This window comes from Paenibacillus sp. FSL M7-1046 (assembly GCF_038007405.1).
GTDB lineage: Bacteria > Bacillota > Bacilli > Paenibacillales > Paenibacillaceae > Paenibacillus_AQ.
In genome coordinates this window covers 517,014-539,456 of sequence record NZ_JBBOXB010000001.1, presented here as the reverse complement: position 1 = coordinate 539,456, position 22,443 = coordinate 517,014, and the positions used below count along the sequence as shown (strand labels likewise).

Annotated in this window: 19 protein-coding genes and 1 pseudogene; 14 read left to right on the top strand and 6 right to left on the bottom strand. The window is 48.5% G+C overall.

The window, feature by feature from the left end; translation table 11 throughout:
• Positions 1-4: 4 nt before the first annotated feature.
• The 4 genes and pseudogenes from NYE29_RS02005 (at position 5) to NYE29_RS01990 (ending at position 2,012) form a co-directional block, all read left to right on the top strand.
• Entirely contained in the window at positions 5-559 is a 555-nt protein-coding gene (locus NYE29_RS02005; protein ID WP_076110457.1) for a TetR/AcrR family transcriptional regulator, read from the top strand.
• A gap of 94 nt (positions 560-653) precedes the next feature.
• Positions 654-788: pseudogene (locus NYE29_RS02000) on the top strand (sigma factor-like helix-turn-helix DNA-binding protein); the annotation flags it as partial.
• Positions 789-1,003: 215 nt separating this feature from the next.
• Entirely contained in the window at positions 1,004-1,549 is a 546-nt protein-coding gene (locus NYE29_RS01995; protein WP_340894107.1) for a PadR family transcriptional regulator, read from the top strand.
• Positions 1,533-2,012 carry a hypothetical protein gene (locus NYE29_RS01990; RefSeq protein WP_340894106.1) on the top strand — a complete coding sequence of 160 codons (480 nt, stop codon included), beginning with the start codon at positions 1,533-1,535 and terminating at the stop codon, positions 2,010-2,012. Before NYE29_RS01995 ends, NYE29_RS01990 begins: the two co-directional genes overlap by 17 nt.
• Before the next feature lie 37 nt (positions 2,013-2,049).
• Here the strand turns inward: NYE29_RS01990 and NYE29_RS01985 are convergent, their stop codons facing one another.
• Entirely contained in the window at positions 2,050-3,750 is a 1,701-nt protein-coding gene (locus NYE29_RS01985; protein ID WP_340894105.1) for a sensor histidine kinase, read from the bottom strand.
• A 23-nt stretch (positions 3,751-3,773) separates the two neighbouring features.
• Entirely contained in the window at positions 3,774-5,294 is a 1,521-nt protein-coding gene (locus NYE29_RS01980) for a response regulator transcription factor (protein WP_340894103.1), read from the bottom strand.
• Positions 5,295-5,519: 225 nt separating this feature from the next.
• Between NYE29_RS01980 and NYE29_RS01975 the strand changes: the two genes are divergently transcribed.
• The 3 genes from NYE29_RS01975 to NYE29_RS01965 are packed head-to-tail and all read left to right on the top strand — an operon-like array spanning position 5,520 to position 9,043.
• Positions 5,520-7,235 (top strand): extracellular solute-binding protein, encoded by a 1,716-nt coding sequence (locus NYE29_RS01975; protein WP_340894101.1) that lies wholly within the window; start codon positions 5,520-5,522, stop codon positions 7,233-7,235.
• 21 nt (positions 7,236-7,256) lie between these two features.
• Positions 7,257-8,147 carry an ABC transporter permease gene (locus NYE29_RS01970; RefSeq protein WP_038587658.1) on the top strand — a complete coding sequence of 297 codons (891 nt, stop codon included), beginning with the start codon at positions 7,257-7,259 and terminating at the stop codon, positions 8,145-8,147.
• 56 nt (positions 8,148-8,203) lie between these two features.
• On the top strand, positions 8,204-9,043 hold the full coding sequence (locus NYE29_RS01965; RefSeq protein WP_052092472.1) for a carbohydrate ABC transporter permease: 840 nt from the start codon (positions 8,204-8,206) through the stop codon (positions 9,041-9,043).
• A 19-nt stretch (positions 9,044-9,062) separates the two neighbouring features.
• Here NYE29_RS01965 and NYE29_RS01960 read toward each other — a convergent pair whose 3' ends face one another.
• The 4 genes from NYE29_RS01960 to NYE29_RS01945 are packed head-to-tail and all read right to left on the bottom strand — an operon-like array spanning position 9,063 to position 11,328.
• Positions 9,063-9,374, bottom strand: a complete 312-nt coding sequence (locus NYE29_RS01960) for a 4'-phosphopantetheinyl transferase family protein (protein ID WP_340894098.1) — start codon at positions 9,372-9,374, stop codon at positions 9,063-9,065.
• Positions 9,313-9,540, bottom strand: a complete 228-nt coding sequence (locus tag NYE29_RS01955) for a hypothetical protein (protein WP_340894097.1) — start codon at positions 9,538-9,540, stop codon at positions 9,313-9,315. The genes NYE29_RS01960 and NYE29_RS01955 overlap by 62 nt, the downstream gene beginning before the upstream one ends.
• A 19-nt stretch (positions 9,541-9,559) precedes the next feature.
• A complete protein-coding gene (locus NYE29_RS01950; RefSeq protein WP_340894095.1) occupies positions 9,560-10,327 on the bottom strand; it encodes a thioesterase II family protein in 768 nt (255 codons plus the stop codon).
• Between the two features lie 2 nt (positions 10,328-10,329).
• Entirely contained in the window at positions 10,330-11,328 is a 999-nt protein-coding gene (locus NYE29_RS01945) for a helix-turn-helix transcriptional regulator (protein ID WP_340894094.1), read from the bottom strand.
• Between the two features lie 256 nt (positions 11,329-11,584).
• Here NYE29_RS01945 and NYE29_RS01940 point away from each other — a divergent pair, with 256 nt between their 5' ends.
• Genes NYE29_RS01940 through NYE29_RS01910 form a run of 7 tightly spaced genes read left to right on the top strand, consistent with a single transcriptional unit; the run spans position 11,585 to position 22,407 of the window.
• Positions 11,585-12,202 carry an MptD family putative ECF transporter S component gene (locus NYE29_RS01940; RefSeq protein ID WP_340894093.1) on the top strand — a complete coding sequence of 206 codons (618 nt, stop codon included), beginning with the start codon at positions 11,585-11,587 and terminating at the stop codon, positions 12,200-12,202.
• Complete coding sequence (locus NYE29_RS01935) at positions 12,202-12,879, top strand: energy-coupling factor transporter transmembrane component T family protein (protein ID WP_340894092.1); 678 nt, start codon at positions 12,202-12,204, stop codon at positions 12,877-12,879. The genes NYE29_RS01940 and NYE29_RS01935 overlap by 1 nt, the downstream gene beginning before the upstream one ends.
• Positions 12,876-14,357, top strand: a complete 1,482-nt coding sequence (locus tag NYE29_RS01930; RefSeq protein WP_340894091.1) for an ABC transporter ATP-binding protein — start codon at positions 12,876-12,878, stop codon at positions 14,355-14,357. The genes NYE29_RS01935 and NYE29_RS01930 overlap by 4 nt, the downstream gene beginning before the upstream one ends.
• Before the next feature lie 55 nt (positions 14,358-14,412).
• Positions 14,413-16,122: an ABC transporter ATP-binding protein gene (locus NYE29_RS01925; protein ID WP_445322195.1), complete on the top strand. Its 1,710-nt coding sequence runs from the start codon at positions 14,413-14,415 to the stop codon at positions 16,120-16,122.
• Entirely contained in the window at positions 16,119-17,876 is a 1,758-nt protein-coding gene (locus NYE29_RS01920; RefSeq protein ID WP_340894088.1) for an ABC transporter ATP-binding protein, read from the top strand. The genes NYE29_RS01925 and NYE29_RS01920 overlap by 4 nt, the downstream gene beginning before the upstream one ends.
• On the top strand, positions 17,873-19,270 hold the full coding sequence (locus tag NYE29_RS01915) for an MATE family efflux transporter (protein ID WP_340894087.1): 1,398 nt from the start codon (positions 17,873-17,875) through the stop codon (positions 19,268-19,270). Before NYE29_RS01920 ends, NYE29_RS01915 begins: the two co-directional genes overlap by 4 nt.
• 29 nt (positions 19,271-19,299) lie before the next feature.
• The gene (locus NYE29_RS01910) at positions 19,300-22,407 is read left to right on the top strand and encodes a salicylate synthase (protein WP_445322148.1); all 3,108 of its coding nucleotides are present in this window, start codon (positions 19,300-19,302) and stop codon (positions 22,405-22,407) included.
• The last annotated feature ends 36 nt before the right edge of the window (positions 22,408-22,443 follow it).

The following is a 22,443-nucleotide window of genomic DNA, read 5'->3' as shown; positions in this document are numbered from 1 at the left end:
CACTATGAAGGATCAGATTAAAGAAATAGCAATTTTACACTTAAATAAATTTGGCTATGAAGGTGTCAAAATGGCACATATTGCAACAGAAGCATGTATAAAAAAGCAGTCACTATCTTATTACTATCCATCAAAGAAAGAGTTAGTTATTGAACTCTATACTGAAGTCGTGGAAAAGGAAATAAAGTACGTAGAAGCATTTTTTCAACAGCACAAAGATCTTTCGATCAAAGAGCAACTATATAAATTTTTATCAGAATTCAAAGTGCGGTCTCAACAACAAGCCCATGTGGTATTTTTGCAGATGACTGCCTATATGGCACCATTTGAATTGAAGAATTTTGTAGCTTCTGAGTACAACAAGTATCTACATGTTGTTAAGAGGGAGATTTTATCAGCTTTTAGTCAAGTAGATACTACCTTTTCCACAGAAGAAAGTTCGATGGCTTTTCTCATTATTTGGGATGGTCTCTTAGCGAAAATAATATATGAGCCGAATCAAGCTTACGAAGAATTACTTGACACTACTTTTACAATTTTTTGGAGAGGGATTTCTTAAGTGGATTTTTAATAGTGATGTTGGTTCTTCTAATGGTGGGTTTAATGCCAGGAATATCCAGTTCATATGAAACCTCTTGTTTTGCTTGTGATCGAGGATGTACCGGGAGATCGCCAAGGATCTCGGCACTAGTCGCAGTTATGTGTCACGGATAGAGAAGCGGGCGCTGATGTACCATGAGTTTATAAAGCGAAGCGATAGAGATGTTGAAAATTGCAGTTTACTTTGAGAAATCTAAAGGGATAACATCCTTTTGGATTTTTTTGTTTAGATTGAAAGCGTAGTACGTCATTCTTTGTTTCTTGTCCAGCGTAGCTAAAATAAGCTTACTAAATAAAATTCCGCATACCCTATTGACAAATCGATCATCAACCTTTAAGTTTAATGTATCGAAACGATATATATCGCTTGTATATATAAGTTTTTTAAGAAGGGATGGATTTTATGTTGATTTACGTAATACTTGGGTTTCTCTGCGAAAAGGATATGACAGGATATGAAATCAAGCAGAAGATGACGTTAAGTACTTCCAACTTTATTGATGCCAGCTTCGGAAGCATATATCCTATGCTGAAAAAAATGGAAAAAGGGGAGCTTATCAAGTTTGAAGAAGTGGTAGAGGAAGGCAGATTCAAAAAATCATATGGTATCACGGAAAGAGGGAAGAGTGAATTTATAGAATGGTTAAAAACACCCTGTACTTTTTCCCCTTTTAATTATGAGTATTTGAATAAGCTTTTCTTCTATAAATATCTTGACGATCTTGAGGTTGTTACATTGATTGCCAGCTTTCAAACCACTGTCAACAGTGAATATAACAAGCTTGCCTTGATAGAAGAGCAACACGGTCATGAGATGGGGGGATATGAGCACGCTACGCTGATGTTTGGCAAAGAATATTATCAAATGATTATGAACTGGCATGATGAACTCACAGGAAAAATCACAGGAAAGAAGGCTAATGAACATGCGAATGACAAAGAAATTTAAATTGCAGATTGCTGCTAAAAATGTGGATTTGTACAAATGGGTGACTGAGATGACTCCAGCTGAATATGAATCATTTTCAAAAGGTCACAAGGCAATGGGCAGTTATTTTGAAGATGGGGAATTCTATATGGTTAATGTGGAAAATATGGGGAATGAAATGATTGTTCAGCACTATCAATTAAAAGACCACACAGAGGATCATTTGCGTTTCTACTCTGACAGGACAAAAGCATATATATACCGATGGATACCAGCCGTTGTTGGAGTTCCATGGGAAATGAAGGTCACTCCAATTGATAACTACTCTTGCGAACTTAGTTGTACGATTGGAGCGGACTTTCCATCCCGGCTACTGGCTTTTGCAGCATGGATAAATGGTTTTGGCGGATTCTTTATGAGAAAACATTTAGCCGATGAGGGTGAGAAATTTGCTAAAGATATAGAAAATAAATTTAATAAATAGTTTCTCATAACACCGGGGAAGATACTTTGAGCCAGGGTTATACTTTAAGTTCGCCATAAGGAATTTTGAGTGTAATTTGAGTCCCTTCCCCGACAATACTATGGATCGTTAGTCCATACTGCTCGCCGTACATTAGAACCGCCCGATCATTTACATTTTTAAGTCCATACCCTTTAGATTGAGATTTAAGCAAAAGAACAAGCTGCTCTTGCTCCACTCCAACCCCATTGTCAGTGATCTGCAGAACAATACTTTGCTCTTCTTTCTTGGCTGAGAGGTGTATTATTCCATCACCGTCTCCACGGTTTTCAATTCCATGAATGATCGCATTTTCAACTAAAGGTTGGAGCATCAAATTGGGCATAAGGCAAGAAAGAATGGAGTCATCAATCTGATAGTCCACTTTGAAATTATTGCTGTGCATAATCAATTGGATATTAATATAGGACTGCACATTAAGAATTTCATCCGAAACCAATATAAGATTCTCCCCCTTATTGAGAGTTGTACGATAAAATGTTGATAAAAGCTGTGCCATTTCACTAATATCCGTCGCATGGATTCGCAGTGCTCTCCAATTAATTATAGAGAGGGAATTGTAAAGGAAATGAGGGTTGATTTGCGCCTGCAGAGCTTTCATCTCATATTCCTTGCGTGCGATTTCTGCCACATACACAGTATCAATAAGAGTTTTGGTTTTCCCCACCATATTTCCAAATCCTCTGATCAGATCACCAATTTCATCTTTAGACTCGCTAGAGACTTTAATATCCAAATTTCCTTCTCCAACAAGCTTCATGCTTTTATGCAGCCGATGAATAGGCAACATAATTCTACGAGAAAAGAGAGTGCCCGCCACGACAACTGCCGCGATGCAGGCGGCAATCATCAACAGGACGATCAAGGCAATCCACCATGCGGACTTTGTGATTAGACTTGTCGGCTTATATAAATATACGTTCCATCCCGCAAGCTGGACAGTAGAAGACAAGACGGTGTAGCTCTCACCATGCCAATGCAGCTTAGCGGTAACCGGAAAATCCGGGTTTTCACGGTTGGCTCTCGAGGAATAGACAGTATTTCCGCTGGAGTCCAATATAATAATCTCCGAGCCGTGAGATTGGAGGGGCTCAAAAGTTTTGAATAGTTTATCATAGTTAACCCGTGCAAATAGAATATTATCTTTAGGATTTCTGTGTTTCGTGCTAAGGATTCTGCGGACACTGTATATGTTTTTTTCACTGGCAGACCAAAGAACATCAACCGATTTCATTACCTTCGGATACCAGGAGATTCCCTTTATTTCATCAATAGGGATTACGCTGTTTCCGTGTTGAGGTAAATTAGTCCCGGTATAAAGCGTGATTTGTTCTACTCCAGGATTTAAGTAACGTGCGGTATAGAAGTTTTGATCGATTACGTTAGTTAACTGATCATACATTTCATATTCACTGGTATAAGTGTTGTTGGCAGCATTTACAATTTCTTGATTGAAGCTCAGAAAGTTCATGAATTTATTATAAACATCTAGTTGATTGTTTACAGCTAAGACACTTTGAGTTAATGTGGCATTTAGATCGGCTTTTGCCTGCTGCACTAAGAGTGACCTGGTTTTTGAGAAGCAAAAACTTCCGAGAACAATCACAGGAATCATACTTACCAGTAAAAAAGAAAGCTTTATTTTGGTTTGAAATCGAAAGTCACCAATTCTCTGTTTAAAAGCCCGCCATATCTGCATGCTATTCCTCTCCCAAGTTGAGTCTATTTCTGATTCAACTGTCGAAATTTCTCAGGAGTTTGCCCGAAAAAATCTCTGAAATTTTGGCAAAAATAAGAAACGTTTTGGAATCCCACTGTATAGCAAATGTCCGATACTTTTAGATGTGTCTGCATCAGCAAGTCTTTCGCTATTTTCATACGAACATTTTTAATATACTTGTTTAATCCGTTTCCCGTATTCTTTTTGAAAATTGAACTTAAATAATGGGGAGACAAATGTACCTTTGCAGCAAGAAGCTCCAAACTCAAATCCTCGCCATAATGATCCCCGATGTACTGCTTTACATAGGCAATATCCCGCTTTAAAAATTCCGAACTGCTGTACTCTTGTTCAAGACGGGCAATTCCTTCAAATATGATTTCTTTTATTTCCTTTAATTCTTCTGATTTGTATAGTTTTTCGATTCCCCGGCAGAGCTCTATTTCAGGGATAGGTGCTGAATAAGTCATAATTTCCTGATACAAAGAGGAGAACATATACTTGACATATAATTGTGAAAATTGAAGCTGCTTTGCATATTTTTGATACAATAAATCTGTATTGGCTCTAAGACTAAAAAAATCTCTATCCATCAAATCACTTCTGATTTTGTCTAATAAATCATTATCTGATAGTTCGGGGAGCCTATCATCAGCAAAATAAAAATCTTTTTTGACATCAAATACAAAATAATCCGGTGAGAAGAACCGGTATTCCATCAGTTGATCTAATTGAATCAGAGCTGTTGAAAGATCCGGTAACAAAGTGATTTCATCATGAATAGCAAGGTAGCAATTCACTTTATATTTCTTTAGTATGCTGTCTCGTATATGCATGCCTAATTCATGGGATGAAGAGAAAGACCATGATTGGCGCTGGGAAAACAGCAGCAGACTTTGACAATCATTTAGATTTAAGTAATCAATCTGCCCCTCTAACAAAGACAAGATAAATTCCTCGAAATCCGGTTCAGCATTCTCAAAAAAATTCTTTTCAAATTCCATCAAAACCATTCCATGATAATGATCGGGTAGACCGAACGAAACATCCTTCATAAAGGACGGCATTCCCAAGCCGTTAACCAGATTAAAAAGCACATGTTTCTTAACATAACCTTGTTTAATTTGCGAAGCGGCATTTTCCTGTTTTTGGTCCATTAACTGATCCATTACTTTTTGCATGGTATTTTGAAAGGCTTCAACATTGATCGGTTTGAGGAGATAATCAGAAACACCGAGGGAGATGGCCGTTTTTGCATATTCAAATTCGGCGAAGCCGCTGAACAGAATAACTTTCAAGCTGAATTGAAGGCTTAAAGCTTTTTTTGAAAGCTGCAGTCCATCCATTAACGGCATTCTAACATCAGTAAAGAGGATATCTACAGACTTATGCTCTAAATAATCGAGAGCCTTTCGTCCGTTTTCCGCCGTTACGACATGGAGGGGAAACCCCAGTTCATGAATGAGAAATTCAATACCCTCCCGTTCTTCCCTTTGGTCATCTACTACTAATATGCTTAACATTTCGGTCGTCCTCTCCAAGCGCAGTATGCCAAACCCAGTAATTCATTTTGATTGTACCATGGTTTAAATGAATTCAATCAGCGGGCACAACATGTTGCTTAAAGTGAGTTATATATTTGTGTAAAACGCAATTTATTTGCGTATACGGTCAAATGGCCATAGTTCTACAATGAAGATGCAAAACAATATGGGCTTTTGTTCTTATCAATTAAGGGGGATTATGTAATGAAATCGACAGTTAAAAAGTCTGCTTCTATCTTGTTGATAGCGCTTTTATCCGCTTCGCTCGCAGGCTGTCAAAACTCCAATTCCAACAATACCACCAAAGAATCTGCGGTCAATTTGAATGATCCGGCATGGAAGAAAGCCATGACGACACCTTATGAAGCCTATCCTGAAACCGTTAACTATACGGTTGGAGCGACAGCAACTAGCTATACGGCGCTTGAGGGGACAGCTTATGAGGGGGATAATTCCACCAACAATGTGTGGACGAGATATTTTAAAAATAAGCTCAACGTGCAAAACGAAGTTGCATTTGAAGCGAATGACGGCACGGATTATGTTCAAAAGGTTTCGATGGCCATTGCAGGGGGCACTATTCCCGACATCATGGTGGTTTCCGATCAGACCACCCTGCAACAGCTCTATGAGAACGATCTGATTGCGGATTTGACGGATGCTTATACAAACTGTGCCAGCGACCGGATCAAGGAGATTTACGATTCCTATGATGGCCGTGTTCTGGAGACCGCCAGATTTGACGATAAAATAATGGCGCTGCCCACTACCGAAATTTCACACGGCCCGGGTGTACTTTGGTTGCGTAAAGACTGGATGGACAAACTGGGCCTCTCCGAGCCTAAAACGATGGATGATGTAGAAAATATTATTACTCAATTTCTAGAGAAAGATCCCGGCGGCAATGGAGCCGGAAAAACGGTCGGTCTTGTGGTTGATAATGAAAATGTTGCCGGAATATCCGGGGGGCAGTACGAATTGAACAACATTTTTGCGCTGTATGGCGCTTTCCCAAAACAGTGGATTAAGGATGGAAGCGGTAAGGCGGCTTATGGTTCCGTACAGCCTGAAATGAAACCTGCCCTTGCAAAGCTGGCGGATCTATACAACAAGAAATTGATTGACCAACAATTTGCCGTGCGGACATCCGACGACCGAAAGGCGCTGCTTACCAGCGGGAAAAGCGGTTCGTTCATGGACAACTGGTGGGGAAGCTGGACGGTGGCGGATACGCTTAAGCTGAATCCGGATGCTAAGTGGGTTTCCTATGTGGCTCCGCTATCGGAGGATGGCTCAGTTACGATGTTCACCGGCAATCCTGCCAGCAGTTACCTTGTGGTTCGGAAGGGATTCGAGCATCCGGAGGTTGCTGTAAAAATGGCCAGCCTTCAGTTTGATTACCAGCGTTATCTGGAAAAGGACGCAACCGTTTTGAAGGAGTTTGAAGACTACAGCAGCAATAATATCGGAGGCTCTCCGCTGGCCATGAATATCGATTACTATGATGCATTTTACCGTAATGTCGGGATTTATGAGGATGCGCTAAAGACCGGAGACAGCAGCAAATTGCTCAGCAACATTGATAAGAACTCCTATCGCTCCTACAAAAAATATTTGGACAGTGTAAAAAACGGAGAGAAGCCGGACCCGACCGCGTGGGCTGGGTATACTTCGAGCATCACAACTGCCAACCTGGTCAAGAATTCAAAAGTTAACGAGATTAACCCTATCTTTTTTGGAACAACGCCTTCCATGGCGCTGAAGTTGCCGACATTGACCAAAATGGAGCTTGAAATGTATTTGAAGATCATTACCGGAGAGCAAACCCCTGATGCATTTGATAGTTTTGTGAGCAGCTGGAAAAAAACCGGCGGCGATACGATTACAAAGGAAGTCAACGAAGCACTCACCTCCAAATGATGCTGAAAGAGATGATTCTTGATGAAAAATAAAAAAGACCAAACTGCGTTCCACCTTATGCTCGCACCGAGTATGGTATTCTTGATTATTTTCTCCTTCATACCGATGTTCGGCATCGTAATGGCTTTTCAAAATTACATTCCGGCCAAGGGTATCAGCGGATCAGCATGGGTGGGACTTGATAATTTCAAGTTTATGTTTCAAATTCCCGACAGCAGGCAGATTTTAATCAACACAATGGTAATCGCCATTTGGAAAATTATTGTGGGAACCTTTGTTTCGATTGTATTCGCCTTATTGTTAAATGAAATCCGCGTACGTTTTGCCAAAAAGTTTATGCAGACCGTTGTTTATTTGCCCAATTTTCTTTCCTGGGCCGTATTGGCTACAGTCGTGATGAATATTTTTTCGTACGAAGGACCGGTCAACGCATTATTGGGCTGGCTTGGCATTGATCCGGTTTTGTTTATGGCCAGCAATCATTGGTTTAGACCTATGCTGGTGCTGACTGATGTGTGGAAAGGGTTTGGATATGGCTCCATCATATACTTAGCCTCATTGACGGCTATTGATCCGGGACTTTATGAGGCGTCTTCCATCGATGGAGCCAATCGTTTTAAACAGCTGTGGTATGTGACTTTGCCCGGCTTGATGCCTACCATATTACTTGTTACGACTTTGAATTTGCCTAATGTACTTAATGCCGGTTTTGACCAAATTTTCAATCTTTATAATCCCTTGGTTTACGCAACTTCCGATATTATTGACACTTATGTATACCGGGTAGGCCTAGTGGAGAGACAATACAGCTTGGGTACAGCCATCGGGCTCTTGCGGTCTGTTGTCGGAATCGTCCTCATTCTTTCTGCCAATAAGCTAGCTCAAAAGTTAACGGATTACCGAATTTTCTAAAGAGGGAGGTGTTTTCCATTTACGCGCATTCCATAAAAAGCCGAATTGCGGACATCATGATCTGGATATTGCTGTTAGCTCTCACTTTGTCCTGCCTGATCCCTTTAATTAATCTGGTTGCTATTTCGTTCAGTGATAACGCGGCGGTTTCTGCAAACATGGTAAGTATTTTTCCGGTTCATCCTACGTTCAGTTCCTATGAGAAGCTATTCTCGGACAGCCAGTTTTGGCGCTCATTTATGATTTCGGTAGAGCGGGTTGTCCTTGGTTTGATCGTCAACATGAGTCTGATGATTCTGGCCGCTTATCCGTTATCCAAAAGCTCAAAACAATTCCGGGCGCAGAAGGTGTACATGAATATTGTGATTATCGCCATGCTGTTCTCCGGGGGGCTAATTCCAACCTTTATGGTAGTCAAAGGGCTTCATCTCCTGGATTCTATCTGGGCTCTAATTCTGCCGGGAGCCGTGGCGGTCGGGAATGTCATTCTATTGATGAACGCGTTCCGGGCAGTGCCCAAATCCTTGGAGGAAGCTGCAACCATTGATGGGGCTTCGCAGTGGAGAATTCTCTCAACCATATATGTGCCTGTGGTGTTGCCTACAATTGCTACAGTAACGCTGTTCACGATTGTTGGGCATTGGAATGATTATTTCGGTGCTCTGGTGTATATAAATAAAACGTCAAATTATCCGTTGCAGACTTATATCCAGCAGCTCAGCGTAGACGCGCAAAATATAACCGATCCGCAAAAGCTGATCGAATACGCTAAGATTTCGAACCGGACACTAAATGCCGCCAAAATCGTTGTCTCAACATTGCCGCTGCTCTTAATTTACCCTTTTATGCAAAAATATTTTGTTACAGGAATTGTAGTAGGTTCTCTTAAAGAGTGATGTATAGAGAATACAGCGTTCAAAAAGCGACTTGTCTGCGGATAAGTTGCTTTTTGACTTTTTTGTAGGATACATCTGGGAATTTGAGATTAAAGAAAAATGTTATTAGAAGGGGGGGCAGCCGCTGTAAAGCCGCCATTTCCAGCGGGTGAGAAAAATGGCTTGTCAGCTGCTCGTAATCAGCTATAGGCCGAATCTGCTCCACATCAACACCGAGCTGGTGCGAGGGGCAGAAGGCGGCAACTATGATGTCCTGCGAATGGGACAGGTTAAACTGGAGGGCGCCGCCCTGTTCCAGGGCCTTGCAGCTCGGGTTTTCCGTAGGCAGCAAGCTTAAAGGAGATAACCTCCGGCGAAAGGATTTGCTCCCATTGCTCAAAGTGATACCGAAGCGGCCCTACGGAGGCGTTCCAGACATGGATTTCATCACTGCGCAGCGGCGGCACGAACGGTAACAGAGAAGGCCCGTCTACCCCAAAGGCTTGATCAGCTTTCAAGATCGAAATGACTGCAAGCTCATGCCTCTGACTCCATATGGTCCCGAATGATAGCGGCCAGCGTGGTCAGCAGGGGAGCTTTATTCGATTTGATAAAAAAATGATCGCCTTCGATCATGTCAAGTGTAAACGCTCCATGGGTACAGCCGCTCCACGCCTCCATTTCTTCCCGGCTCGCTTCAGGATCCTTTGTACCGGCAAATGCCAAAATGGGACAGTCCAGCTTGGCTTCTTCCGAATAGTTGTATGTCTCGTCCAGCGTGAAGTCCGCACGCAAGGTCGGTAGAAACAGGTCCATGAGCTCCTTGTTTTGGAGCAGTGTCTCCGGCGTACCGGAAAAGCGGCGCAGCTCCTGCACAAACGCTTCATCCGGCAGCTTGTGGAGAGGCCTTGGTTCAGGGAGGTGCGGAGCGCGGCTGCCTGAAACAATAAGGCAGCAAGGCTGAAGGCCCGGATTGCGCCGTAGCAGGCAGGCAAGCTCAAATGAGATCCGGGCGCCCAGGCTGTGCCCGAACAATATAAATGGAGTTTGCAGATAAGGAGCAATCGCTTCAGCAATTGCTTGAGTAAGTGCGGCCATTTCAGTATAGGGTATTTCAGCCATCCGCTGTTCCCGTCCGGGAAGTTGAATCGGATACATGCCTGCCCGTGCGGGCAGTTCCTGCTCCCAGCCACGGTACATCGACGCGCCTCCGCCCGCATACGGCAAACAGAATATACGCAGGGTATCTTGATGATCGGGTTCGGATAGAAGCCATGGAAATGCCGTTTTTTTGACAGAAGCCATAATTATATTCCTCCATTCATATTCAGCAGAGCGTAGGATCGGGTTTTTCTGCGGTAATCTTTTGGAGTCAGCCCTGTGCTTTTACGAAACAGCTCGCAAAAACGGCTGGCATTTTTGTAGCTGACCATTTGGGCAATTTGACTGATTTTATATTCTGTATTTGTCAGCAGGTTTTCGGCATGATTCATTCTCGTTTTCTGAATATACTCCGTAATTGTGCAATGATTGGCCTGCTTAAATGCAGTCTTCAACTTGGTCGTGCCCATGCAGGCGATTCTCGCCAGTTGATTCAAGTGAATATCAGCTGCGTAGTTTCCGTTGATATAAGACATAACTGCCGATAAATTGGTTAAATCCTGACTGGATAAGCTTGATGCTGAATGCTCAGCTTTCGCCTGCAGGGTTTGTTCAACAACGAGCGCCAGGGCCTCAGCGACCTTACCTTCATAATACAGCTTGGCCGATATGCCTGAGCCCCGGTAGTTTCGAAGCTGGCGAAAAAGAACGGCGAGTTCGGGAAAATCGGTCATGCCGTCCACCCCGGTAAACGCGGTACGCAAATCTCTGTACTCCCCCGGATATTTTGCATTTATGTAATTTTCATAATACTCGGGGATGATGACGATTCCTACCGAACGGATGGGAACGTTTTTGCGATAGACCGCTTGATAGAGCTTGCCGCTGCTCATATGCCCCTTAACATGATTGCATGTTAGCTGACCACCCGGCTCCAGCTCTTCGCCGGAAATCGAATCATAGCAACTGAGGCAAATATATTCGGGCTGCAGGTATTTCAAGTGCAGGTCTTCAAAAAATACAAAATCCTGAACAAATACAGAAAACAAATTATGATGGCAATACGCCCAAAAGTAACCGTTCCCCTTTTCAGGGGCAAGTGTGTAGCAAATCCCCGCTTTACAGCCATGCCTGCATCTTTCATCGAAGCAGAAGCCAGTCTCCGCCAAGCAGGGCAGATAAACTTCTGTAATTATATCCTTCATTGTACGATACCCCTTTTTTAATAGGATCGGACGAAAACATATCTGGAAAAGACGAGATTGAACCAATTCTATTGACCAAGCATCTTAGAAGAAATTAAAGTAAAAAGCAGGCTGGTATACAATTGATAATGATAATCATAATCATTAAAACTATCATAATGGAAATGATTACGGTTATCAACGAAGGAATATAATCGTAATCATTACGATTATATTGGATTTGCTAATTTTATACAACTATTCAGGGGGAATTGTTATGCAAACAGGGTTGCAGGCTCAAGGGAATGTTGCAAGAAACAATTGGAAAATGAGGGACTTTATCACTCTGGCCATTTTCAATGTAGTTATGCTGATCGTGATTACAGTCAACGGAATGTTTGCCTATCCAATCAATTATTTGATCGGTGCCGGCGTAATTGCGCTGATCAACGGTCCGATCTACATGGTTATGGCCAGCAAAATCAACAAAAGGGGAGTTCTATTTTTCAGTGCCTTGCTAACCGGACTATTCTTCGTAGCGTTTGGCCAAGTCTATTATTTGCTTGTCTTTGCGATAACGGGCTTGCTGTGTGAACTGATTATCCGGGGAGGTGCCGGGTACAGACAACCGGTGCGTAATGCCGTCGCCTACAGCCTGTTTTATGTGGGCTACATGATGTGCGGCGTAGTGCCTTTGATCTTTTTCAGGAAGCAGTATGTAGCCGGACTTGAGAAAAGCTATTCGCCGGAAGCACTGGCCGACATGCTTTATTACTATGAGACCCCCTATATGGTTCTGATTATGTCCGCGATTACAATCGCCGGGGCTGTGGGAGGGTGCCTGCTAGGCCATGCGCTGCTCCGTAAACATGTTAAAAAGGCGAGATTAGTCTAATGCAGCTCGATCCGCGAACGCATGTAATTATTTTATTTGCAGCTACCCTGTTCCTAGTACTGACGAGCGATCCCTGGCAGCTGCACGCTTTGGTTGGCCTCAGTGCATTTTACATGCTCGGTCACGGCATTCTGAGGAAGGCGGTTTATTTTGTACTGGCGTACCTGGCGATATTGGTATTGCTAGACGTTCTGGCAGGCCGGTCTGCCGGCTTTGGCCTGATTTTTTATACCTTCTCACGCATGATTCCGGTTGCGATGATTGGTGCGGTACTGGTACATACGTCTCCCAGCCGTATTATGTATGCACTGGAGCGGGCTAAGTGCCCCAAGCCGATTACGGTAATGCTGTGCATTCTGATCCGGTTCTTCCCCGTACTGCTTATGGAAATTTTCGCAATCCGGGACGGCATCAGGGCCAGAGGTATTTTTCCGCACTGGCACAGCGCCTTGAGGCAGCCACTTGTCATCTATGAGTGCTATTTTGTGCCATTGATGGTGAGATGTCTGAAGCTGTCGTCCGAGCTGGCTTCCTCGGCTGAGCTGCGGGGAATCGAATGCGTCAACAATCGTTCGACCACTCACCGGGCCAAGCTGCGGGGAATGGATGCTGCGGCGATTGGGCTTTACGCCCTGCTGGGCGCGCTGACGGTTGCCGCAGGGGGGAGTATTCTATGATTACGCTGAACAATGTAACGTTTCTGTACGGTCAGGATGATGGCGAGTCTGAGACGGAGTCGGGTGTAAAGAATATTTCCCTGTCAGTCTCTTCCGGGCAATGTGTTGTGCTTTGCGGGCGCTCAGGCTGCGGCAAAAGCACGGTTTTGCGGCTGATGAACGGGCTTGCTCCGAGCTGTTATCCGGGCAAATTAATGGGAGAGGTGCTTGTGGACGGGAGCAATCCGGCTGTGATGCCGCCAGAGGAGCGAACGCGAAAGCTGGGCGTTGTCTTTCAGGACCCGCGCAGCCAGTTTTTTATGGACAACGTCCGGGATGAACTCGCTTTTTCCGCAGAGAATCTGGGTTTGCCGCCGGAGATGATTCTAGAGCGCATTGAACGGCAAGCTGAGCTGCTCGGCATTGCGCATTTGCTGGAGCGAAAGCTGGCCCGGCTGTCCAGCGGACAGAAGCAGAGGGTGGCGATCGCCGCCGCTTCGGTGCTTTCTCCGCCTCTGCTTATTTTGGATGAGCCGACCGCCAATCTGGATGAGCAAGCGACAATAGCGATTGTCGAGCTGCTTGATACGCTCAAGCGGGAAGGGACGACGATCGTCATCAGCGAGCATCGGCTGCACACCTTGCTGCCAATCGCTGATTCCTTTGTCTGTATGGAGCAGGGGAGGATTTCGCAAACATGGACGAAGCAGCAGTTTGCAGCACTTTCTTACGAAGAGGTGCAGCCTTATGGCCTGCGCCATCCCGATATGGTGAAAACCTACATTGCAGGCAAGGCGTTGCAGGATACCCCTTCAGCCCCCGTCCTGACGGGGCACAGTCTCTCGTTTCGCCACAATCGCAGTGACGAAGGACTCGCCGGCATTGATCTTGTGCTTCCGAAAGGCAGTGTAACCGCATTGACGGGAGAGAACGGGGCGGGCAAGACGACGCTGGGCAAAATATTGAGCGGCCTGTTGCACCAGCGCAGCGGAAAGATTGCCCAGAACGGCGCCGTATTGTCGGCTGGCCGGCGGCGTGCGATGAGCTATCTGGTCATGCAGGACGCCGATTACCAGCTTTATGCCGACAGTGTAGGCAATGAGCTGGTGCTGGGCCGACGGCTCGATGAGACGCTGCGCCGTAAGGCGTACGCGGCAATGGAGGCGTTTGGCTTAAGCGCATTACGCGATCGGCATCCGGCCTCCCTGTCCGGCGGTGAGAAGCAGCGGGTAACGATGGCGGCGGCCTACTGCTCGGATGCGGAGCTGATTATTCTGGATGAGCCGACCAGCGGACTTGACGGCGACAGCGTGCTTCATGTGGTCTCCTGGGTCAGAAAACTGGCCTGGTCGGACAAAACGGTCATTCTGATTACCCATGACCCGCTTCTAACCCGGCTGGCCTGTGATTATGTGCTGGAATTAAACAGAAAGGGGGAGGGTCGCGTTGAGCAAACGGGCAAAGCAGGGGATACCCAGGTTATTGGAGCTGGCTGGTGAGAAAAAATCGCTGCTCGCTTGGTCGGGGATTTTATCAGCGGTCAGCGTCATGATGATGCTGGTGCCGTACGTATCGGTCTACATGGTGATGAGCGAGCTGCTGCGCCATGCGGCGGACATTTCGGCCGTAAACGGGCCGTTTATGATACGCTGGGCGATTTACGGAGGAAGCGGCATGCTGCTCGGCTACTTCTTTATGTATGTCGGCGGCATGCTGTCGCACATCGCCGCCTTCCGCATTTTATATGGCATCCGGGTGAAGCTGTCCGAGCATATCGGCCGCCTCCCGCTTGGCTATTTCAACAAAAATGCAAGCGGCAAAATCAAAAAAAACATCGAGCAGGATGTCGAAAAAATCGAACTGTTCATCGCCCATCAGCTGCCTGATCTGATCAGCACCGCCGTAATGATTGCGGCGATGATCATCGTCATGTTTTCCCTGAACGTCTGGTTCGCTCTGGCCTGTACGATCCCGATGATCATCGGCTTTGCGGCGCAATATTCCATGATGGCGGGAGAGAATGCGAAACGGGGGCTCAAGGAGTATTTTGACGCGCTGGAAAATATCAATGCTTCCTCGATCCAGTATGTGAAGGGGATGCCGTCGATCAAAATTTTCGGGCAGACGGTGCGCTCCTTCCAGAAGTTTCATGAGGATATCGTTCGCTACCGTGATTTCAGTCTTGAGTATACCGACCAGTTTCAAAACGGCTACGTCTCGTTCAAGGTCATCGTGCTGTCGCTGGCCACCTTTATATTGCCGGTCGGCTTGTTTCTTATTGATGGGCAGCCGGACAGCGTTGCATTTGCAGCCACGCTGATGCTGTTTCTTGTGATGGCGCCGGGGATTTCCACCCCGATTTTCAAGCTGAACAATATGGCTTCGACGATGAACGTCATTGCCGAAGGGGTCAGACGCATTGACGGTATTTTGGCGGAACAGGCTGTGGCTGAGCCGGATGCGCCGCAGACTCCGGCTTCCTATGATGTGCAGTTTCGTGACGTTACTTTTTCGTATGGTGGTGGAGGCGGAGTGAATGTGCTGAGAGGGCTTAGCTTTACGGCCCATCAGGGAGAAATCACAGCTCTTGTCGGTCCGTCCGGCTCCGGTAAATCGACCGTGGCCCAGCTCATCCCGCGTTTCTGGGATGTCCAGCAGGGTAGCATCTCTCTCGGCGGGGTGGATGTGCGGTCTATCCCAACGGAGAAATTGATGGACAAGATGTCGTTCGTGTTTCAGGATACCTTCCTGTTCTCGGATACGCTGTACAACAACATTCTGGTCGGGTGTCCGTCGGCGACGGCGGAGGAGGTGAAGGCTGCGGCACGGGCGGCCCAGTGTCACAGCTTTATCGAGGATCTGCCACAAGGGTATGATACGCTGATCGGCGAAGGCGGGGTGTATCTGTCCGGCGGGGAGGAGCAGCGGGTGTCGGTGGCGCGGGCGATTTTGAAAAATGCGCCTATTCTTGTACTGGACGAAGCGACGGCTTATGCCGACCCGGAAAATGAATATCAGATGCAGCTTGCTCTTCAGCAGCTCATTGCCGGGAAGACGGTACTCATCATCGCCCATCGTTTGATGACCATTTGTGAGGCGAACCGGATTATCGTGTTGAAGGACGGCGAAATCAGCGATACCGGTACGCATGCTGAACTGCTTGGCCGCGGAGGCCTGTATCGCAACATGTGGGATGCCTATACCATGGCTGTTGGCTGGGAAATCGATCAACCACAGCATAGAGAGGAGGTACGGGCGCGATGATGAAGCGGCTGCATGCCATTACGGCAGGCAATCCGGGGAAAATGCTCAAGCCGATTATCTGGACCGTACTCGCCAACCTGGCCAATCTGTTTCCCTTCGGCTGCATGACGCTGGCGGTCAGAATGATCTACGAGAGCTTTGCGGACGGGAACACCGCACTACCTATGCAGGGGCTATGGCTTGCCTGGGGAGGGATGCTGTTGCTCCTGGGACTTGTGTTTGCCGCTGAACGGCAAGCATACCGGGCAGTCTTTCGCGGGGCCTATGAGGCATCGGCAGACGGCCGAACTGAGCTGGCCGAGCATATCCGCAAGCTGCCGCTTGGCTTTCTGCTCAAGAAGGACTCCGGTGAGCTCGGCCATACGATGATGAACGATTTTACCCAGACCGAAAATGCGGCGACTCATGTGCTTCCGCAGCTCGTTAGCGGCATCGTCATTCCGCTGATGGCGTTTGTCGGACTGGTGTTTATCGACTGGCGCTTGACGGCCGCGATGCTGGCGGGCTTTCCCGTCACGCTGCTCATCTTATGGGGCGTGGCCCGCCTGGAGCGCAAGCTGGGGCAAAGCCATTCCGATGCGCGGATCATGCAGTCGAATCGTCTGCATGAATATTTGCTCGGTATGAAGGTGATTAAAGCGTACAATTTGCGCGGCGTCAATTTCAAAAGGCTGGAGCGGGCGTTCCACCACTATATGCGGGAGAGCATAAAGCTGGAAGGTGCACTGGGGCCATTTTTCCTCGTTGCGATCGCCTTTCTGGAGACCGGCCTGTCGCTCATCACAATGGTCGGAGTGTATCACATTGTAGGTGGAGATATGACAGTGCCGCCCTTCGCGATGTTTTTGCTTGTCGGCACCCGTGTTTTTGATCCGCTGTCGGTTGCGATTATGCGTCTGCCGGCCTTCAAATACGATGCCATGGCGGGAGAGCGGATTGTAAGCCTGCTGGAGCAACCCGTTATGGGCGGAGGACAGGAGACGGGAGCGGGCCATCATATCCGTTTTGAGCATGTCACCTTCGGCTATGGCCGGCAACCTGTCCTGCAGGATGTGTCGGCAGAAATGCGGGAGGGAACGCTGACTGCGATCGTCGGCCCGTCTGGTAGCGGGAAAAGCACGATGCTGCGTCTAATTGCACGTTTTTACGATCCGCAAAGCGGCAGGGTAGAGTTTGGCGGCATGGACCACAGTAAAGTGGAGCCTGAGCAGCTGATGAAAAAGATTTCCATGGTGTTTCAGGATGTCTACCTGTTTCAGGATACGATTCGCAACAATATCCGCTATGGCCGGGAGGACGCCTCACAGGAGGAAATCGAAGCCGCGGCGCGGGAAGCCTGCTGTCACAATTTCATTATGAAGCTGCCGCTCGGTTACGACACGATCGTAGGAGAGGGGGGCTCTACATTGTCGGGCGGCGAGAAGCAGCGTATCTCCATTGCCCGGGCAATTTTAAAGAATGCGCCGGTTATTTTGCTCGATGAGGCGACCTCCTCACTCGATCCGGAGAATGAAGCCGACATGCAGCGGGCTATCGGCCGTCTGGTCAAGGGCCGCACTGTCGTCATGATTGCCCATCGGCTGAAGACGGTTGTCCGTTCGGACAACATTATCGTGCTGGACAAAGGTAGGGTGGTCAGTCAAGGGCGGCATGAGGAACTGCTTCAGACCTGCGGCCTTTACGCCAAGCTTTGGGAGATTCAAAGTAGAACCAGCGGCTGGAAAATAGCCGCCGTAAAGGAGGCGAGACTGTGAGTAAGGGGAGCAATGTCGAGAGAGTGGAGCAGCAATTTATTCTAAACGGAGATTTGTGGAAGGTGATGGTGCGCCTGTCCTGGCCGGCAATAATTGCGATGGTGCTGTACGGGCTTAATGCGGTCATCGCTGCTGTATTCGTTGGCCGCTATATCGGGGAGACGGCACTTGCCGGCGTATCGGTCGCCTATCCGCTCACTCAGATCAGCACCGGCATCGGCTCGCTGATCGGCGTAGGGGCAGGAGCCGTGCTAAGCATTGCCATCGGCAGCAAGGACCAAGCGAAGCAGGAAAGACTGTTGGGTCATGTGAACAGCCTTTCGCTTGTTTTTACCGCTGTGTACATGATTGGCGGACTGCTGTTTTCTGGCAGGCTGATTCAATTAATGGGAGGAGAAGGAGAGGCGCTGCTGCTGGGTGAACGTTATTTCAGCATTACTGTCCTTGGCGCCTTGTTCTGGATTTACGGGTTGGCTACGAACATGATTGTCAGAGCCGAAGGCAAAATGAAAGCCGCCGCGCTGGTGATGGGTATCGGGCTTGCTGCCGATGTGCTTTTTAATTACGTACTGGTCGTCCTGCTGGATCTGGGTATTGAAGGTGCGGCTTGGGCTACAAATGGAGGGATGTTCGTCTATGCTCTGCTGGGCTGGCTTTATTTCGGCCGGGGGTTCTCTTCGTTTAAGACAAGAGCTTCCGCCTTTTATTGGGATACCACCATTATTAAATCAATTTTGGGCCTCGGCCTGTCTTCCCTGATTATGGTCGTCATGAGCCTTGTGCAGGGAATCGTCGTCTTCAACGCGCTGGCCCGCTACGGTACCGTACAGGATATCGCTTTTTACGGCGTTGTTTATCGTGTCTTCACTTTTTTGCTGACACCGATTTTTGGCCTCATGCGGGCCCTGCAGCCTGTCATTGGCATCAACTATGGAGCCGGGCAGCAAGAGCGGGTGATCGGAGCCTATAAAATCTTTACCATTGCCTCCCTACTGCTGACGCTGCCTTTCTGGATCGTGTCAATGGCTGTACCGCAATTTGTCATGGGCTTAATGATGCCAAATCAGCCGTTTGCGGCGGATCAGCTGCTCTATTTCCGGCTGTATATGGCGATTCTACCGCTGCTGTCTGCGATTTTTATGGCGATGACGTTTTTCCCGTCGATTGACCGGGGGAAGCCCGCCGCCCTGATCGGCATGGCGAGACAGCTTGTCTTTTATGTGCCGGTGATGCTGCTTTTGCCTCGGGTAATGGGCGTGGCCGGCGTATATTACGGTTCTCTTGCAATCGATGCGCTAATTGTGCTGTGGACGGTTGTTCTGGTCAAGAAAGCGTTCACTGCGCTCCGTAAGCGGGAGAAGTATTTGGCGGATGAAGGTATCGCAGTGCACTAAGAACAGGTTGAATAACGAGGAGGGTTGATATGCTGAATAGCAAAATGGGGCATGACAGTAACCTCGATCGAGATGAGCGGATCGGTATTCACCGGCAATTGACGCTGGGACAGCATTTGAGAGAATGGGCCGACCGGTATGGCGACAACACCGCAATCGTAGAGGGAGGCAAGAGAATCTCCTACAGAGAGTTGGATCGCCGGGCGGATGAACTGGCGGCTGGTTTTGTTCATTTGGGCATCGAGAGAGGGGACAACGTAGTTGTGCAGCTCCCTAATTGTGCAGCTTTTGCGGCTGCCTGCTTTGCCTTGTTCCGAATCGGAGCGCTGCCCGTACTTGCCTTGCCCGCCCACAGGGAAGCTGAGTTGGACGGGATTTTTCGCCTTGCTCAGCCGGTTGCTTACATTATTCCGGATACCTTTATGGGATTTGAGTATACAAAAATGGCCCGGCGGCTATTGAATTGCCATCCTTGTGTCAAAAATCTGATCATTGACGGGGAAAATGCGGCTGGTATTTGCCTTGCCGATGCAGGCAAACCGCCAGTGCCGCTGAATGGGCCTGCGCCTGCGGATACTGCACTGCTGCTGCTGTCCGGCGGGACAACCGGCACGCCGAAGCTTATTCCGCGCACGCATGCGGACTATGCTTTCAACGCTGAGGCTGCGGCAAGGCGTGCCGGGCTTAAGGAGCAGAGTGTGTACTTGGCTGTGCTGCCGATCGCCCACAATTTCCCGTTATGCTGTCCCGGCATGCTCGGGACCCTTGCCGCCGGTGGCAAGGTGGTCATGTGTGCGACGACAAGCTGTGACGAGGCATTTCCGCTGATTGCCCGCGAGCGCGTCACTATAACTGCGCTTGTGCCGGCCTTGGTAAAGCTGTGGCTTGAGGAGTTGGAATGGGACAGGTCGAGCGACCTCTCCAGCCTGGAGGTGCTCCAAGTCGGCGGCGCAATGCTGGAGGAGGCACTTGTGCGGCGGATTATGCCGGAGTTCGGCTGCAAGCTGCAGCAGGTTTTCGGTATGGCGGAAGGGCTGATTTGCTGCACCTCTCTGGATGACGCCGATGAAATGATTATGAGTTGCCAGGGCAAGCCTTTGTCGGAGCAAGACGAAATTAAAATCGTCGACGAGTGCGGCCGTGACGCTGCCCCGGGGCAGTTCGGTGAACTGATGGTACGGGGCCCGTATACAATTGCCGGCTACTACAAGGCGCCTGAGCAAAACCGAAAATCCTTTACAGCAGACGGCTATTACTGCTCCGGTGACCGCGCAAGACTGACGCCGGAAGGTGATATACAGCTTGGCGGACGGATGAAGGAGCAGATTAACCGCGCGGGCGAAAAAATCGATCCGGTCGAAATAGAAGCCTATTTGAGCGAGCATCCGGGTGTCAAGGATGCTGTTCTGATCGGCCTGCCTGACGAACGGCTGGGTGAACGAAGCTGTGTATGCATTATTGCCGTAGCGGAGGAGCCCGGTCTGGTTGAATTGCACCGTTTCCTCCGTGAAAAAGGCGTGTCCCGGTATAAAATGCCGGACCAGTTGTTATGCGTTTCCTATTGGCCGCTGACAAGCGTCGGAAAAATCGACAAAACAAAATTGAAGCTCATAGCCGCCGAATCTCATTTTGCCGCGGAGGAGGGAAGGTGCTCTGGCGTCGCTGCGGCCGGTCAGACGGCAGCGCAAAACGGCGTGCCGGAGAGTGCGGCAGTAGAGAGCGCCGCAGCGCACAGCGGTGCGCTGGAAAGCGTGGCAGCATGGTGTGCCGAGACATGTTATTTGGAATGGAAGCTGGTCTTTGCCGGAGACGTCCATTTTGCGGCAGCGCAGCTTATCGATTTTGGCCTGTTTGACAACTATGTACTTTATGAAAACGGAGCCGAGCTGTCGCTCGGACTGGGAATTCATGTCTTGTTGACTGTGGACAGTGAATATATTGTTCTGCAATCCGGTCCCCATACACGGAAATGGCCGAATATTGACTTGAGCGGAGGAGTGCAGCAGGCTTTGTCCCAGGTGAGGCTTGCCGACTGGCGGGCTTACGGCATTGCGAACTTCGGGCTGGCCCGCCATTATCAGCAGCTGCCTATACTTGATGAGAACCCCTGCCTGTTGAAGCTGTTTATACCCGAAGCCGAGGTGCGTTTCCGGGAAGGTGAAATTTTGCTCCGGGCGCTTACCCCGGAACGGCTGGAGACGCTGAAGCGGCTGGTGAAGCGGTTGCTGGTCGGCGATTCGGCACAGCGGCTTTCGGGCAGGCTGGAGCAAGCCAGAGCGGTATTTCCTGAAGTCGGCGTTTACGATGCCGAAGCTTACATGAACCGGGTGGGGCAGGCGGTGGGGGATATTCGGCAGCACCGCTACCGGAAGGTAATTTTGTCCCGGAAAATTCCACTCGACCGGGAGCTTGACATGGTTGCGAGCTACGTGGCAGGGCGGCGGGTCAATTGTCCGGCGAGATCGTATTTGCTGAATCTGGAAGGCTTGCAGGCAGCCGGGTTCAGCCCGGAAACTATCGTCGAGGTGGATGCCCATGGATGGGCTAGTACGTTTCCATTGGCCGGTACGCGCTCTGCCGGGGCAAGCAGCAGTGAGGAAGGCAGGCTGAAAGCCGAACTGCTGAACGATCCGAAAGAGATTGCCGAGCATGCAGTATCCGTCAAACTGGCATTTGAGGAGCTGCAGCAGGTATGCGAGAGTGACACGATCGTCGTCAATGACTTTATGTCCGTGGCCAACCGGGGGACGGTGCAGCATCTGGCTTCACGCCTGAGAGGCAAGCTGAAGCAGGAATGCGGGGCATGGCACGCGCTGCAAGCGCTGTTTCCGGCGGTGACCGCATCCGGCATTCCGAAGCGGGAATCAATCGAAGCCATAGGCAAAATCGAAGGGCAGCCCCGGAACCTCTACAGCGGTTCGGTCATGACGGTCGACAGCAGCGGCGCCCTTGATGCGGCTCTGGTGCTGCGGACGATTTTTCAGCAAAATGGTGCAGCTTGGCTCCAGGCTGGTGCAGGTATTGTGAGTATGTCTTCACCGTCCCGGGAACTGGAGGAGACGAGGGAGAAGTTGAGCAGCTTCTCGGCGCAGCTGATAGCTGCTTCAGACGATCGCGAGGAAGACGCACGTCAATAAATTTACTTTTTCTGCAAAGAAAGGGGGAAATGACAT